We start from the raw sequence: 15,667 nt of genomic DNA on the forward strand, positions 1-15,667 counted from the left end.
CGATGCTGATCGCCTTTTCGCTCATCCATTCTGGGGCGCTGCCGGCCACCGGAAGGTCGCTGATGTCATTGCCCAACCCACCAGCCTTAACCACTTCGGTGGCGGCCAACAGAATACGGCTGTTGTCTACACAGGAACCCATGTGAAGCACCGGGGGAATCCCCACGGTTTCACATACCTCTGTCAGGCCTGGACCGCAGAATACGGCTGCCGATTCAGGTGTCAGCAGTCCTTCCATGGCACAGGCAATGCCATTGCAGCCGGTCGTCAAGACAATGACATCGTTTTTGATCAGTTCCTTAACCACCTGGATGTGACCTTCGTTGTGCCGCGTACGGGCATTGTTACAACCAACGACACCGGCAATACCGCGAATGCGGCCGTTGATGATGTTATCGTTCAAGGTGTAATAGCTTCCGCGAAACGTGCCACCTAAATGGTACTGAATTGACTCGACACCGAATCCGGCCACCTGAATTCCTTTTTGTTTGGGAATCATGACATCGGAACCCCGGTTCTCAAAGTTATCGATGGCCATTTTGACGATACGTTTGGCATCTTCCAAGGCATGGTGCTCATCAAATTCAATATGAATGACGTTGTCTTGCTCCATCTTAGCGATGGGGTGGGTGGTGATGACCTTGGTGTGGAAGCATTTGGCGACATTGGCAACGTTTTGCATGATGCATTGAATGTCGACGACCATTGCATCACAGGCACCGGTAATAATGGCGAGCTCCTGCTGTAAAAACGTACCGCACAGGGGTACGCCGTGCCGTTGGAGAACTTCATTGGCCGTGCAGCAAATCCCGGACAACTGCAAGCCTTTGGCACCCTTCGAAACGGCATAGTCATGCATTTCTTTGGTTTGGGCCACGGCGACGATCATTTCGGAGAGAATCGGTTCATGTCCGTGGATAACAAGATTGACATGGTCTGCTTTCATGACTCCCAAATTCGCCTCGGATTGCACCGGAGTGGGTGTGCCAAACAGAGCATCCTGCAGATCCGTAGCCAGCATCGAGCCGCCCCATCCGTCTGCAATCGCCGCTCGCGTGCCTTGCTTCATCAGGTTTTTATAATCTTGATCGACCCCGATATGCGTTCGGTGCATGATCTCGACAATCTCCCGGTCGATATTCCTCGGCACGACACCGTTCTTTTTCCACTTTTCATACAAGGCCTGAGGTGCGCGCTTGGCATAAAGCAGCTCCCCGTCAGGCTTGCCCCACTCATTGAGCGCTTTTTTGGCAACTTCACGGGCGATCTCATCCAATTCACGGTCCACCTGCTCACCATCGACCTCGATGGTGGTGGCAACATTTAAGTGGGGTGCGATGGAAAGCAGCTTGATCGGGTCTTTTATTGTGTAATCGTCGGTTTCTTTCTCGGCGGCGGCGCGAAATATTTCAGCCACACCACGGCCATGGTCCGAATGGGCCGCCGCGCCACCCGCGATCATGCGGATAAAATTGCGGGCGGCAATCGTGTTGGCGGTCGCCCCGCACAAGCCCTTTCGCAAATCCTCGCCCTCGATACCGCTTTTGGGCAAGGGCAGGCGGCAAGGACCCATACCGCAATTTTTACAGCAGGTTCCCTGGGTGCCGATATTGCATTGCTTCATGTTTTCAGCTCTGTCGAACACCGTATCAATTCCCAGTTCCTGGGCACGCCTGATCATGGTTTGGGTCGCCTCATCGATGGAAGCCTGGACCGGGTCCGCCATTTTCAAGCGCTTGGCAGGGGATGCTGTCGTTTCGGTTTCAGGTCGGACGCCTTTTCCCTTTACGGTAGTTCTCATTTTTATCTCCTTTATGGTTGTGTCTCGCAATAATTAATACTACCCTCGCAAAGCGTATGCCAGAGTGGGTAGTAGATGAGAAAATAAAAATAGATATATATTATAAAGGGTTGTGTGTTGTTTGGCTGGTTGGCCGGCAGGTTTTCCAACATCATAGTCGCAAAAATGCAGCGTTAACCGATGCTATCGCCGCGAACCTGCGTTAGTCCTGATGCGGTTTGGTTTTTTTGGATCGGCCGTCGAATTCAGGAAGATCGATGCCCAGCCGTTTGATTTTACGGAAAAGCGTACTTTTATGCATGCCCAAATCCCTGGCCGCAGCCAACCGGTTGTATCGGTTGCGCTTAAGCGCATTGACGATGGCAATGGCTTCGGTGGCGTCGAGCGTGTGGGTCAAGGGGTCGCATGTATTGGAAGGCGGGTGGTGGGGGGAGAAACCGCCCGGCAGGTGGCGTGCCTGAATGGTGCCTGCACTGCAAAGGACAAAGGCGTGCTCAATGATGTTTTCCAGTTCACGGATATTCCCGGGAAAATCGTGGCACATGAGAATCTGAAGGACCTCCTCATCCACGTCGGAAATCGCTTTGCCGCGCAACATGTTCATTTTTTCGATGAAGTGTCCGATCAGCAGGGGAATGTCCTCCTTGCGTTCGCGAAGGGGAGGGAGGTGCAGTCGAACCACGTTGATGCGGTAGAACAGATCCTGGCGGAATTCACCCGTGGCGACCCGATCGTCAAGGTTTCTGTTGGTGGCGGCGATTACCCGCACGTCCGATTTGATCTTTTCAACGGCACCAAGGGGTACAAACGCCTGCTCTTCCAATACCCGCAGCAGCTTCGCCTGAAATGCGGCACTGGTATCTCCTATTTCATCCAATAGAATGGAACCGCCTGCAGTGGCTGCAAAGTAGCCGGGCTTGTCCTTCACGGCGTGGGTAAAGGCGCCGGATTTGTATCCGAACAATTCGGATTCGAGCAGGGTGTCGGGCAGCGCGCTGCAGTTGATGGCTACAAAGGGTTTGTGCTTTCGCGGGCTGGCATCGTGAATGGCGCGTGCCACCAATTCCTTTCCCGTGCCGGTTTCCCCTTCCAACAGCACGGTGCTGCCGCTTTCCGCCACCATGGGCAGTATGGCCAGAATTTCATGCATGGCGTCGCTGCGGCTGATAATGTCGCCGATTTGAAACCGGCCGTCCAGTCGCTTGCGCAGCGCTTCCACCAGGCTGTGGTCCCTGAAGGTTTCCACGCCACCCAACACATCACCGTTCTTGTTTTTCAGCGGAGCCGTGGAGACCGTAATGGGAATGCGCTTTTTGGCGCTGTTGACAATATAGGTCGACGTATTGGTTAGGGACGTGCCTTCCTTCATCGTCCGCTTCAGGGCGCAGTCAGCTTCACACATATTGGAGCGGAACACTTCCCAACAATGACGGCCGATAGCCTCGTGCCGGTCGATGCCGGTTATTTTTTCGGCGGCACGATTGAAAGACATGATGCGCCACTGGTGGTCGACGGTGAACACGCCATCGGAAATGCTTTCCAGAATAATTTCGGTGACGTTGTCTGGAATGGGGGCGAGTTTTGTTGGCTTTTTCATGGCTGCCTGCGTTGGTTTTGACCGGCACCCCATTCCATGAGGGGTCGTCGAGTCGGTTGCCAGTATCATATGCATACCTTCTTTGGTTGGCAAATTCCAGCCTGGTTTTTATCGCGAGCCAAGGCGCCCGAAAAATTGACCGTCGCGGGTGGGGTGATGGTGGTCTGGCCGGTAACTGATGAAATAATTGAGTTATTTAACCATGCGCAGGTGGTGTTGGCTGCGACGCCATTCATCGAAGGCGTTGAGGTGGGACAAGAGGTCCCTGCACTCCATCCTGAGCATCTTTATGTGCCAGATGCTAGACGGTGAGATGTGGGCACTGAAGATGTCGAAGATACTGCCATGACCGCAAGGATCCATGGCTTTCAACTGGTCGACCAGTTTTTCCACCCTGGGGAAATAGTCGTTGATATCGATGGGGTTCTCGATGATTTCAGCAGCCTGGGCTTTCAGATCCCGGTAGGTTCGGGGGTGTTGTGTCACGGCCGCCCGGGTTGCCGCCAGCGCCTTTTCCCATCGGGCTTCCAGTTCTTTTACGGTCAGGCAAATGCTCATTGTACGGTTCCAGTTGTATCCCCTGGGATCCCACATCCACCGGGACCCCAGGGGAAAAAAAACTACATGGCGGTTTCCGGGTGAAAAACGTTGACCTCTTTCAGGTCTTCACCCAGGTATTCCCGTTCATTGGGTCCCAATATGCCCAGGGAGAGGCATATCAGGGTCCACAGGTGAACCACGGGGTAGCCCCCGCCATAATGCTCGCTGAGTTCGTGGATCTGGGCGTGGCAGTTGTGGCAGCCGGCAATGCAGTAATCTGCGCCAGTGGCCTTGATCTGCTGATCTTTGATCTCTCCGTACTTGAGGCGCTGTTCTTTGAAACCGGATTGGAGAAATCCGCCGCCGCCGCCGCAGCAGAAGTTGTTGGAGCGGTTGGGTTGCATGTCGATGAAATTTTCTTCACCCACGACGGATCTGACGACATAGCGCAGATCCTCGGCAATGGGGTCACCATAGCTTTTGCGGACGATCTGGCAGGGATCCTGGACCGTAAACTTGATCTTCAGGTCCTTGTTCCAGTCTGCATTGACTTTCAGTTTACCCTCGCGAATCCACTTGGCGTAGTACTCATAGATGTTTTTGACTTCAAAATTGTGTTCAAGGTTAAATTTTTTCAGTCCGGCCCGGACTGAGAATGTCACGTGTCCTCACTCGGTGTTGAGAAACGTTTTCACCCCCAATTTGTTGGCCTGGTTGACGGTTGTGCTGGTGACTTTTTCCCAGGAATCGTCGTCCGCCAGAAACATGCAGTAGTTCTCACCAGCCCAGCCGGCACTGCCGTAAGTCCAGTCCGCCCCGGCAAGGTGCAGGATCTTCCACAGGGGAACCAGTTCATCGGGTTCGGTGACCGGCTCCCGTGAATTCTGGTTTAGAAAGAACTCAGCCCCCTCTTTGTCGATGGGTGCCTGCATGTCGGCAAATTCGGGCTGCGCTTCCTGATACTCTTCCAGTACATCCTCCACAACGAAGACAAAATCATCGGGTGCGGTGCCCATGGCGCTGGTGCTCTCATTTCTAAGGGCCATGTCGCAGGATCCCAGAATGCCCTTGGGCCTCTCTTCTCTCGGGCGCAGCCCCCGGGCGTTGTAAACCAGCTGCGGGATGTCGATACTCATCGGGCAGACATAGATGCAGCGCTGGCACATGGTGCACATCCACGGCCAATCCGATTTGGCGATCTCTTGGTCCAAACCGAGTGCGGCCATGCGCAGGAACTTTCGCGGGTCCATACCATCTAGACCGGTTGCCGGACATCCGGAAGAGCACGCACCACAGGTAAGGCACAGGTTCAAGTTGCCGCCTTCCGGTAAAATCTCCTTGACTTTGTCCATAAAGGTGTTCTGCTTTTTGCCGCCCAACTGAATGACATCATCATTCATCGATTCCGCCTCCTGTTCTGATTTAGGGTTGTCATCTGCAATTTAATTCAAGTTATCGTGTTCGTGGTCCGATATAGGGTATAGGGCCTCGGAAAAAATAAATTGTGCCATCTTGCTTGTCTGTTGGTCCGGCTGCGGCGTTGCGCCAATGGCCCCATACAAACAAGTATGAAACCATTAACGCGCCTTGCAGCCGAACCAACATCCGACGCAATAATCAGTTCAATTTATATTTTCCGAGGCCCTTATCCGGCGACCACCTTTGGCAGGGCATTGCGCCCTGCACGCATACCAGCCACTAGAGCATAAAGCGTGCCCGATCCCTAAACGTCAGGGGTTTAAAAAAAGAATGTATTTACAGATAGATAAAACCGGAATGGGAAAATGGTCTCATCAAAGAGTCGCAAACTTGCATCTATACGGGGGGCGGTGGGTTCTGATCGTGCGACACTGGTTGATTGGACTGGCGGAAAAAAACGGTTGGTATTGTCATTTAACCCTTGCCAAGACGGTTTGTCTGTTATAAACATGGGTCCAACGCAATATTCCTGCTGTTGGCAGGTGATGCGCTTACCCCTACGTAAAGCGGTGTTTGCCTCCCTTAATTAAAATTAATGCAGACGTAAATTCCAAAACGGCAGGTGGATTGCTGACAATCGTGCATGTTGCGAATCGCTTCATGCGACTTTTACTGGATGGTCCGGCTGTAGATATGTGCAGTCGGATTAAACCTTGACTGATCAACCACGAAGAAAGACAAAGAAGAGAAATTGATGGACGAGAACAAACGAAAAAAAATTGAAGCCAAGCTTTTTCAGCTTTTTACGCAGACCGACCCAAACACCAAGGCCGGTTCCCACACGAAAACAACACCCACCATCGTCAAGGTCATTCGTCGCCGTAAGGGCAAACCCGATCTTCAGGTTGCCTGAAACACACCTGTTACCCATCCACGAATGGCGCTTTATCAGGCTGTTGAAAAACGAATGCGCTTGGCACGAAAGCGTTAAAATTCGGCTCAAAATGCTCATTTATCAACCATAACTGCGCTTTTTTGCCGAATTTAGCCTTGTCTTGCCTGTGCTCATGACGTTTTTAAACAGCATGGTAATGTGATTTCCGTGTTGGACGCCATGATTTGAACCGCGATAGCCTGCACATTCCCTGTCTCTTGTCGGAACGAAGCAGAGATACCGAGCACCGGTGCGGCGTGGTCAACGAGCGAATTGGAAACGATATCCATTCCTACGGTGCTGCGCAGCACTGCCGTTGCAGGCAGAAGATTTCCCCCGGCTGTCCGCGGGGAATCTTCAATCCTCAACATGGCCAGCTATGCCTGTGGTTCAAATCTGCCTTCCGCCCCGAACTCACGCGAAATCCATCATCCGTGGTCCTGTCGGTGGTCATGAAACCATTGCATGGATTCAGAAATAGTGGTATTTAAACGGTATTTGAACTGAAACGCTGATTTTTTCCCTATGTTTTGCCTGCGCGGGGACGGTTCTCGGCACCCGGTGAATACGGTTTTCTGAACCGGATGCCGTGCATGGCGCTGCTGATGTGCCCATATTCGGAGCACGCCGGTTTTCCGTAAAAAGGACGATGATGACCTGAAGGTGCCTTGTGGCTATGACGCAAACCCTGATCGCCTGCCACGAATGTGACCTGCTACACCGCGTGCAACCGCTGCCGAAAAAAAGCAAAGCCCGCTGTAGACGTTGCGGGGCATTGCTGTACGTCCACTTTCCGAAAACGATTGACCGGTCGTTGGCTTTGGCCATCACCGGCCTGGTGCTGCTGGTCATCGCCAACATCTACCCCTTTTTGTCGCTGGAATCCCAGGGGACCGTCCTGGAAACCACCCTGATCACCGGGACGATCATTCTTTCCCAGCAGAGCATGGCCGGCGTGGCCATACTGGTTCTGCTCACCAGCATGCTCATCCCCTGTATACTGCTGGGAGCCCTCGTTTACGTGTTGTGGCCGATGAAATTGGGGCATCGCCTGCCGGCCAACCGGCGGGCTTTCAGGTTGGCCCTCACCCTCCGTCCGTGGAGCATGACCGAAATTTTTTTGCTGGGCATCCTGGTATCCGTGGTCAAACTATCTAAAATGGCCACCATCATTCCCGGCACTGCCCTGTTCTCCTTTCTTGCGCTGGTGTTTGTGCTGGCGGCGGTCAACACGTTTCTGGTTCCTATCACCATATGGGAGAAAATGGACGAATGGCGATGACGCGCGTGCATGTCGATCCCACTGCCGCCCGATCCGGCCTGTTCAACTGCCACGGGTGCAGCCTGCTTGTCCGACGGCCGTCGGTGGTCGGCCGGGTGCATGTCAGATGCCCTCGATGCGGTGCGCTTCTGCATCTTAGAAAACCGAACAGCATTGCCCGCACCTGGGCCCTTTTGATTGCAGCCACCATTTTCTACATTCCGGCGAATCTGTTGCCGGTGACCATCACCACCTACCTGGGCAGCACCCAGCCCGATACGATTATGAGCGGTGTCATTTTTTTCATGCAGACCGGCTCCTGGGGCATCGCTCTGATTATTTTCGTAGCCAGCATCGTGGTCCCCATTGCCAAGCTGATCGCCTTGGGCGGGCTTCTCCTTTCGGTTCAACGGCGATCCCGTTGGCGGCCTGAAGAGCGCACCCGCCTCTATCGAATCACGGAACTGGTGGGGCGCTGGTCCATGCTGGATGTCTTTGTGGTGACGGTGCTGGTCGCCTTGGTCCGGCTCGGATACCTGACCACCATTGAAGCGGGGCCCGGCGTCGTTTATTTTGCCGCTGTGGTGGTCATTTCCATGATTGCCGCCATGACTTTCGATCCGAGACTGATTTGGGACGCGCTGGAGAAAAATGATGAATCACCTGCCCACTGAATCCGCTGTTGACGAATCGATTCCCGAGCCTGAGGTCATGCACGGCAAGCGCTTTTCCATTGTCTGGCTGATTCCTCTTCTCGCCGCGTTGATCGGCGGGTGGCTCGCCGTCAAAGCCATCCGGGAAACCGGCCCGACCATCACGATTGTCTTCAATTCCGCCGAAGGACTGGTGCCTGGTAAAACGGAAATCAAATATAAAGATGTCACGGTTGGCAAGGTTCAGCGGATTCAGCTCAGCGAGGACTTGTCACAGGTGTTGGTTTCGGCGGTTATGAGCCCCGAGGTGGCCGATCATCTTACGCAAGATACGCTGTTCTGGATCGTCAGGGCGCGTGTGGCTGTGGGCGAGGTGTCCGGTATCAACACCCTGTTTTCCGGTGCTTACATCGGTATGATGCCCGGCAAAAGCGACAAGACCGTGAGCCGGTTCGAAGGCGCTGAGAAGCCGCCGGCCATTTTCAGCGATACGCCGGGGCGGCAATTCAACCTGCGGGCCGAGCAGTTGGGGTCTCTGGATATCGGATCTCCGGTGTACTATCGGCAGGTCAAGGTGGGGCGCGTCAGCAATGTGGAAATGGCCGAAGACGGTACTGGCGTGCTCCTTGAGATATTCGTGGAGGCGCCCTACCACCATCAGGTGAAGCGCGGTTCCCGGTTTTACAATGCCAGCGGTCTGAATATGAAAATCGGTGCCGACGGGGTCCGCATCGATACGCCCTCGCTGGCCAGTCTGCTGGTGGGGGGGATTTCCTTCTTCACCGCGGAGGAAATGAAAACAGCACCCCCGCCTGCCGAAAGCCAGATCTTCAACCTGTATGACAGTCGCGACGACGCCAATGCGGCTTACTACAGCTATCGTGAGTATTATCTGCTCTACTTTGAAGAGACCGTTCGGGGACTATCGGCGGGCGCCCCGGTGGACTTCTACGGCATAAAGATCGGCGAGGTGATCAGTATCCGGTTGCTGTTTGATCAGGATACGCTGACTTTCCGGATCCCGGTGCTCATTGCCATCGAACCGGACCGGATCGAGCTTTCCGGTGAACTGGCCATACCCGAGTATAGCGTGATGGAGAAGCTGGTGGCAAAAGGGCTGCGTGCGCAGCAGCGGACGGCGAACCTGCTGACCGGCCAAAATTACGTGAGCATGCGCATTCAACCGGAAGCCGAGTCCCAGGATATCCGAACCGACGATGTTTATCCGGTACTGCCCACCATTCCCAACACGGTGGAAGAAATCACGGCCACGGCCAAACGGGTGCTGGATCGCTTCAACCATCTCCCCCTGGAAGAGACCCTGGCAGACATTCGGGAAGCCGCGCGGCAGGTTAAGGATATGACCGGTTCCAAGTCCCTGGAAAGCGCCATTGACAACATTGACCAGAGCTTTGCCGAATTCAAAAAGGTGAATACCGACCTCAACGACGGCACCCTGCCGAAAATCAACCGCATGCTGGATCAGGCCAGAGAAGCCATGGTTCGCGGAGAGGAAGCCCTTGCCACCGCCAATACCGTGCTTGGCGAAGGCGCGCCCATCGCCCACAACCTGAACCGTCTGCTCCTGGAACTTCAGGAGGCGGCCCGGGCCGTGGAAGCTCTGGCCGACTACCTGGAGCGCCATCCCGACGCCATCGTTTTTGGAAAAGGAAACCCGGAATGAACCGATTATCGCTGTGGACCCTCACTTTCAGTTGTGCGCTGATTATCGTATGCTCCGGATGCCGATCCATTACGCCATCGGTGTCCTACTATATCCTGAACTCCCTGGCTGACACATCGACCTCACCAGTGGATACAGATGGCAATCTGACCAAGACCGTCGGGATCAACCCGATTGAACTGCCCGGATATCTCAATCGGGCACAAATGGTGAAACGGACCGGGCCGAACCAACTGGCCGTCGCTTCCCAACACCGGTGGGCCGACTACCCGGACCGCATGATTCAGCGGGTGCTCGGCGACAATCTCCAAATGCTCATGGCCGATGCCCGAGTTTACAGCGCACCCTGGCCGGCCGGCCTTAAGCCGGATGTCACCGTCGACGTTACCTTCCTCGAGTTGATCGGCACGACCGATAAAAAGATGCTGCTCAACGCGGTGTGGACAATCACCGGCAACGGTGATCCGTCGCCGACTCACCGGACCACCCTTTCTGAAACGGTCGCCGGAGCGGGTTTCGATGATCTTGCCGCTGCCTACAGCCGTGTGCTTGAGGCGCTTTGCCGGGAGGTTGCCGACACGCTGACCGATTTTCCTGTCCATTGACTGTTGCTCACCCGTTTCAGTCGCCGCTAATGGCTCTGCCTTTGATGAAAAATGACAGCACCAGGCAGACAAGCGCGCCTGCCAGACAGACGCTGAATGCACTTTTGAATCCCGACAGTGAATACAGTTCGCTGACCCGGCCGGCTTTGTCGATGATGTTGCCGGTCAGCACCTGGAAGGCCGCAACACCCAAAAAGGGTGCCGGATTGAGAATGCCGGCGGTCAGGCCCAGGAACTCGGCCGGCGTGGTTTCCCGGATGATGCCCCAGATCGTGCTGATGAAACCGCCGATGACAACTCCCATCACGAAAAAGAGCGTTGCATACCCGACGACACCCAATCGGTCGAAAACCAGTATGATGGCCAGCCAGCAAAGGGTGTAGACAGCCGTGATGAAGGACAGCGTATGGGCTTTGTTCAAGGAAAAACGATTCGGCAGCCATCCGAAAAATGGCGCGCCGATGATGACGCCGATGGGGATCAGCATGTTCAGTTTACTGGCCAGGATGCGTTCGACGTCCAGCACGACCATTAAAAAGGGCGTGGCCCACAATCCCTGTAGGGTTACTGCCGTACCGTAGATGCCGAAGAAAATGGCGGCCACCAGCCAGAACTGGATGGAAGCAATGATCGTGACTATGTTGCGTGCCAGACCCGGTGACGGCGTGTCGGGGGCATCGTCATGTCGCGCATCCGGACGCTTCAATTGCGGGGAATCGCGGGTGATGGCCAGCATCAGGATGGCCATTCCCATGGTGACGCCGCCGATGAGAAAAAAGGTGGGTCGCCACCCCCAGGTACCGGCCGCCCAGGCCAGCGGCGTGGTGGCCACCACCGCGCCGAAGTTGCCCACGGACATGAGCAGTCCCACCATGGTGGCGAACTCTTTTTCCCTGAACCATTGGGAGAGGGCCTTGACCGTCGGCACGTAAACCCCGCCCACCCCGAAGCCGATCAGCGCGCGGCCCAGTGTTGCCCAGCCGATGGACGGTGCCAAGCCGAAGATGAAGCACCCCAAGGCCGCCGTCATACTCCAGTAGGCAATTACTCGCCGCGGGCCGATTCGATCCGCCAGATATCCCACGATGGGCTGGTCCAGGGCGTAGATGTAAAAATACACGGACGACATGAATCCCAGGGCCGTGGCATTGGTATTGAACGCCGCCAGCAGGTCCGAGACGATCACCGAGGTGGAGACCCGGTGGAAATAGACGAAGAAATAGATCAGGCAAATGACGGAAAAGACCACCCAGCGGTGGGGGTCGCGATATGAAGCGGCAGCGGGTTGATTCATCAAGGCCATACCTTTCCACACGTTCGGAATAAGAACGGCCTGCCATAACACAGGCGTGTATTGATGTACATTGTGAAAATGATTCCCCGGTGGCGATCGATGGTATTGACGAATATTTAAATATTATGATATTTAAATATTTCTTTATGGCACTGCGCAATCTGGGAATCCACCGACGCCGATGCCGTGAAGATTGTTTTTTGCGACAGGAGAAAGGCTGCACCCATATGTTCGAGACCGTTCGCCAGAGCAAGACCACGGAAATCATCATCGGCCAGATCCGCACCGCCATCCTGGAGGGACGGCTGGCGCCCGGGGACCGGCTGCCGCCGGAAAAGCAGTTGGGCGAGCAGTTCCAGGTGAGCAAGCAGACCCTGCGCGAATCCATGCGTGCTTTAGAGCACATGGGGCTTATCGACGTGCGCAAAGGCGTCGGCGGCGGGGCATTCATTGTGGAGGTGGACGAACAGGTAGCCGCCCAGAACCTGGCCAATTACCTCTATTTCAAGAACCTGACAATCGCCGACCTGTCCGAGTTTCGCCGCATCATGGAACCCTACGCCGCCGCACGGGCCGCCGAAGGCATATCGCCATCGGACCTTGACACCTTGCATCAGTTGAACGAATCGACCCGGGAAAACCTCAAGAACAAAGAATGGGGTCTTGTCAGCCGGGACGAGATTGCCTTTCACCGGTTGATCGTGCGCCAGACGCACAATCCCATCCTGATCCTGATGCTGGACTTTGTCGAAACCCTGCTGGAGGATTTCAAGAAGATTCTCAAACCTGATGCCAGCTTCATGGAATCCGTTCTGATGGCCCATGAACAAATTCATAGGGCCATCGCCGGTGGTGACCCTGCACTGGCCTCGGAGCAGATGCTGGCCCACGTCATCGATGTGGAAACGTATCTCTCACGGCTTAAAAAGAGCGAGGTCGGCAGGAAACTGTGGGAAAATTGTCTGCAGATAGCCTAAGACAGAGGACAGATGACGGAAGTCAGAGGACGGAGGACTGAGGACTGAGGGCGGAAGGCGGAAGGCGGAAGGTGGAATTGCGGGATTCAGGGCTTCAGGGATTCAGGAATTCGGCCTAAAGCGTTGAATGTTGCGCATCGAATGCTGTATGGGGAAGGATCGGTTGAGAGATCAGTACACGATCAAATCGGTATGTTGCTTTGGTTTTCATTCAACATTGGACGTTCGATGTTCGATGTTCAACGTTCATCTGTAAAAACCCTTGACCCCTTGGATCCTCGAACCCTTATCTTATAAAGGAGCTTACAGCCATGTCTTTGCCCTTGATGAAAAACTACATTGACGGGGAATGGGTGGAATCTGATTCGACCACTTTCGGGGATGTTCTTAACCCGGCCAAAGGTGAGAGAATCGCCACCGTGGCTTACGGGACGGTGACGGATGTGGATCGGGCCGTCAACGCCGCCCGGGAAGCTTTTGCTTACTGGCGGGAAACGCCCCCGTTGAGCCGCGCCAGGTATCTCTTTCGACTCAAGGATGCCTTTGAGGAGAATTTCGAAGCGATCGCCGAAGTGCTCACCACCGAGCACGGCAAGGCCATCGACGAAGCCCGGGGGGAAGTGCGTCGGATGATCGAAAACGTGGAACACGCCACCGGCGTGACTACGCTTATGAGCGGTTACACGCTGGAGGATATCGCCAAGAACATCGACTGCTACGGCCACCGGCAGCCCATGGGCGTGTTCGGCTGCATCGCTCCCTACAACTTTCCGGCCATGGTGCCGTGGTGGTTCCTGCCCTATGCCGTGGTCACCGGGAACACTTTTGTGTTCAAACCGTCCGAGCAGGTGCCCATGACCCAGACCAAGATCATGGAGATCGTTGACGAGGTGGGATTTCCCGAAGGCGTGATCAACATGGTCCACGGATCGCGGGACGTGGTCAACGCCATGCTGGAGCACCCGGATATCGAAGGCATCAGTTTCGTCGGGTCGACGCCGACTGCCCGGCACATCTACCGCAAATGCGGGGAAACGGGCAAAAGGGTTCAATCCCTGGGAGGGGCCAAGAACATCGTGGCCGTCATGCCCGATGCAGACCTGGCCCAGGGCATGCCGTCCCTGCTGACTTCATTTTTCGGTTGCACCGGCCAGCGTTGCCTGTCCGGCTCGGTCCTGGTGCCGGTGGGAGACATCGCCGATCGCCTGGTGGAGCAGTTCACCACTGCCGCCAAAACCCTCAGCGTGGGCGATGGCCTGGATGAGCAAACTTTCATGGGGCCGCTGATCAGCGCCGCCCACCGTGACCGCGTCCGTGGGTACATCGAAAAGGGGGTTGCCGAGGGTGCGGACCTGATCCTGGATGGCCGGGGCGTAAAAGTAGATGGCTACCCCGATGGTTTTTTTGTAGGACCCACGGTCTTCGACAACGTCACACCGGACATGACCATCGCCAAGGAAGAGATTTTCGGGCCGGTGGTGAGCATTGTCCGGGCAGCCGACATGGATGCCGTGGTCGATCTGATCAACACCCGAAATTTCGCCAATGCAGCCTGTATCTACACCACCAGCGGTGCGGCGGCCAGGGAGTTCAAGTACCGGGTCAAACCGACCATGATCGGCGTAAACATAGGTATTGCGGCACCGATGAGCTTTTTTCCCTTCGGCGGGGCCGGCAACTCCATGTTCGGGGACATCAAGGGCCACGGCCAGGAGAGCTTTTTGTTTTACACGGATATGAAGGTTGTTATCGAAAGATGGTATTAGAAACTGAGGACCGAGGGCGGAAGACTGAGGACTGAGGACTGAGGACTGAGGTCGGAGGTCGGAGGTCAGAAGACCAAATTAGGGAATTGTGGTATTGAGGAATTGGTTAGCCGAGGCGTTGGTAAGCGATTGATCTGATCAATAGTTGTAAATACGGAAATCAAAAGACCAATCCATGAAACCCATCCTACCGCCCGTCCAAACGGATACAAAAAAGAATGGAGAACAACAATGCCCTTGACCAATTTTGGTTCGATACTGAACTTCGCCGAAAAGGTGGAGCAGGAAGATATGGAATTCTACCACAAGGCCTCGTCCACAGCAGCGGCGGAGCCTTACCGGTTATTGTTTGAGATGTTTGTCAGGGAAGGTAAAAAGCACATCTCGCTGGTCCAGCGCACGCGACGCGAAAATGTCACGGAAATGATTCTGGAGCCGATCCGGGATTTTGTGCGTGACGGCTACCAGTTAACGGTGGACGATGCAGGCGCCATGGACAGCAAAGCCATCCTGACTGCCGCCGTCGCACTGGAAAGACGTGCCATTGCATACTACAGCGATGCAGCCGAGAAAATCCGCGCGTTGCCCGAGGTTTCACGGGCACTGAAAACCCTGGCCAAAAAGCGGAGCCAGCGCCTTGGCCAGGTCGAGCGCCTTTCCGCTTGACCACTTACATCATGGAACACGCCATATTCCTTATGCCCCCCATGTGTTTCAGAAAGGCCTCGGATCCGAGACGCAATCATTATCACGATATCTCTTCGACGTTTCATTATTTCCTTATCTCATCATTCAAAGATCGCCGGTTGGCTGGGTGATCCCGGTTCGATGTTGATCCCTTGCGTTGAAAGATATTGGCTGATTTCCACTGCGTCAATCTGCGTCGGGTCCAGAAACTGCTCGGCGTAGGTCCGGTAAACCCCGCTTAGCAAAAATAGGTCGAACAGGTCGGCATCGATGTGCTGATCGTTGCGCATCGAGCTCATGATGTGCAGTGCGTCGCTCACCGTTTTCGGTTTTTTGTAGGGCCGGTCGGCTGCGGTCAGGGCCTCGAAGATGTCCGCGATGGCCATAATGCGGGCGGGAATGGACATCGCCTCTTTTTTCAATCCCCGGGGATAGCCGGTGCCGATCAT

14 protein-coding genes are annotated in these 15,667 nt (G+C 55.0%); 8 read left to right on the forward strand and 6 right to left on the reverse strand.

Translation table 11 applies throughout. The features are described 5' to 3' along the window. The 4 genes from cooS to QNK41_RS18240 form a co-directional block, all read right to left on the reverse strand. Positions 1 to 1,726, reverse strand: a 1,726-nt coding sequence (gene cooS / locus QNK41_RS18225) for an anaerobic carbon-monoxide dehydrogenase catalytic subunit (RefSeq protein ID WP_319259783.1), incomplete at its 3' end; no start/stop codon positions are given. Between the two features lie 277 nt (positions 1,727 to 2,003). Beyond that, positions 2,004 to 3,398 carry a sigma-54 interaction domain-containing protein gene (locus QNK41_RS18230; protein WP_319259749.1) on the reverse strand — a complete coding sequence of 465 codons (1,395 nt, stop codon included), beginning with the start codon at positions 3,396 to 3,398 and terminating at the stop codon, positions 2,004 to 2,006. 192 nt (positions 3,399 to 3,590) lie between these two features. Then, positions 3,591 to 3,956, reverse strand: coding sequence for a hypothetical protein (locus QNK41_RS18235; RefSeq protein WP_319259752.1), 366 nt, complete (start codon positions 3,954 to 3,956; stop codon positions 3,591 to 3,593). Positions 3,957 to 4,018: 62 nt separating this feature from the next. After that, complete coding sequence (locus tag QNK41_RS18240) at positions 4,019 to 5,338, reverse strand: (Fe-S)-binding protein (protein WP_319259755.1); 1,320 nt, start codon at positions 5,336 to 5,338, stop codon at positions 4,019 to 4,021. A gap of 773 nt (positions 5,339 to 6,111) precedes the next feature. On the opposite strand from QNK41_RS18240, the gene QNK41_RS18245 reads away from it, so the two are divergent. From QNK41_RS18245 to QNK41_RS18265, 5 genes are all read left to right on the forward strand, one after another. Continuing rightward, entirely contained in the window at positions 6,112 to 6,270 is a 159-nt protein-coding gene (locus QNK41_RS18245) for a hypothetical protein (RefSeq protein WP_319259757.1), read from the forward strand. A 697-nt stretch (positions 6,271 to 6,967) separates the two neighbouring features. Further along, entirely contained in the window at positions 6,968 to 7,573 is a 606-nt protein-coding gene (locus tag QNK41_RS18250; RefSeq protein ID WP_319259760.1) for a paraquat-inducible protein A, read from the forward strand. Beyond that, positions 7,564 to 8,226, forward strand: coding sequence for a paraquat-inducible protein A (locus QNK41_RS18255; RefSeq protein WP_319259763.1), 663 nt, complete (start codon positions 7,564 to 7,566; stop codon positions 8,224 to 8,226). Before QNK41_RS18250 ends, QNK41_RS18255 begins: the two co-directional genes overlap by 10 nt. Continuing rightward, on the forward strand, positions 8,204 to 9,889 hold the full coding sequence (locus tag QNK41_RS18260) for an intermembrane transport protein PqiB (protein WP_319259766.1): 1,686 nt from the start codon (positions 8,204 to 8,206) through the stop codon (positions 9,887 to 9,889). Before QNK41_RS18255 ends, QNK41_RS18260 begins: the two co-directional genes overlap by 23 nt. Further along, positions 9,886 to 10,494, forward strand: a complete 609-nt coding sequence (locus tag QNK41_RS18265; protein ID WP_319259769.1) for a PqiC family protein — start codon at positions 9,886 to 9,888, stop codon at positions 10,492 to 10,494. Before QNK41_RS18260 ends, QNK41_RS18265 begins: the two co-directional genes overlap by 4 nt. Before the next feature lie 16 nt (positions 10,495 to 10,510). Here the strand turns inward: QNK41_RS18265 and QNK41_RS18270 are convergent, their stop codons facing one another. Beyond that, the gene (locus QNK41_RS18270; RefSeq protein ID WP_319259772.1) at positions 10,511 to 11,788 is read right to left on the reverse strand and encodes an MFS transporter; all 1,278 of its coding nucleotides are present in this window, start codon (positions 11,786 to 11,788) and stop codon (positions 10,511 to 10,513) included. 227 nt (positions 11,789 to 12,015) lie between these two features. Here QNK41_RS18270 and QNK41_RS18275 point away from each other — a divergent pair, with 227 nt between their 5' ends. The 3 genes from QNK41_RS18275 (at position 12,016) to QNK41_RS18285 (ending at position 15,197) form a co-directional block, all read left to right on the forward strand. After that, on the forward strand, positions 12,016 to 12,765 hold the full coding sequence (locus QNK41_RS18275) for a FadR/GntR family transcriptional regulator (RefSeq protein ID WP_319259775.1): 750 nt from the start codon (positions 12,016 to 12,018) through the stop codon (positions 12,763 to 12,765). Positions 12,766 to 13,076: 311 nt separating this feature from the next. Further along, positions 13,077 to 14,531 (forward strand): CoA-acylating methylmalonate-semialdehyde dehydrogenase, encoded by a 1,455-nt coding sequence (locus tag QNK41_RS18280; RefSeq protein WP_319259777.1) that lies wholly within the window; start codon positions 13,077 to 13,079, stop codon positions 14,529 to 14,531. Between the two features lie 231 nt (positions 14,532 to 14,762). After that, entirely contained in the window at positions 14,763 to 15,197 is a 435-nt protein-coding gene (locus QNK41_RS18285) for a ferritin-like domain-containing protein (protein ID WP_319259780.1), read from the forward strand. Positions 15,198 to 15,319: 122 nt separating this feature from the next. On the opposite strand, the gene QNK41_RS18290 is transcribed toward QNK41_RS18285, so the two are convergent. Continuing rightward, a partial coding sequence (locus QNK41_RS18290; RefSeq protein WP_413815177.1) for an HD-GYP domain-containing protein occupies positions 15,320 to 15,667 on the reverse strand: 348 nt, incomplete at its 5' end.

Origin of the sequence: Desulfosarcina sp. (genome assembly GCF_033791525.1) — a bacterium.
Classification (GTDB): Bacteria; Desulfobacterota; Desulfobacteria; order Desulfobacterales; family Desulfosarcinaceae; genus Desulfosarcina.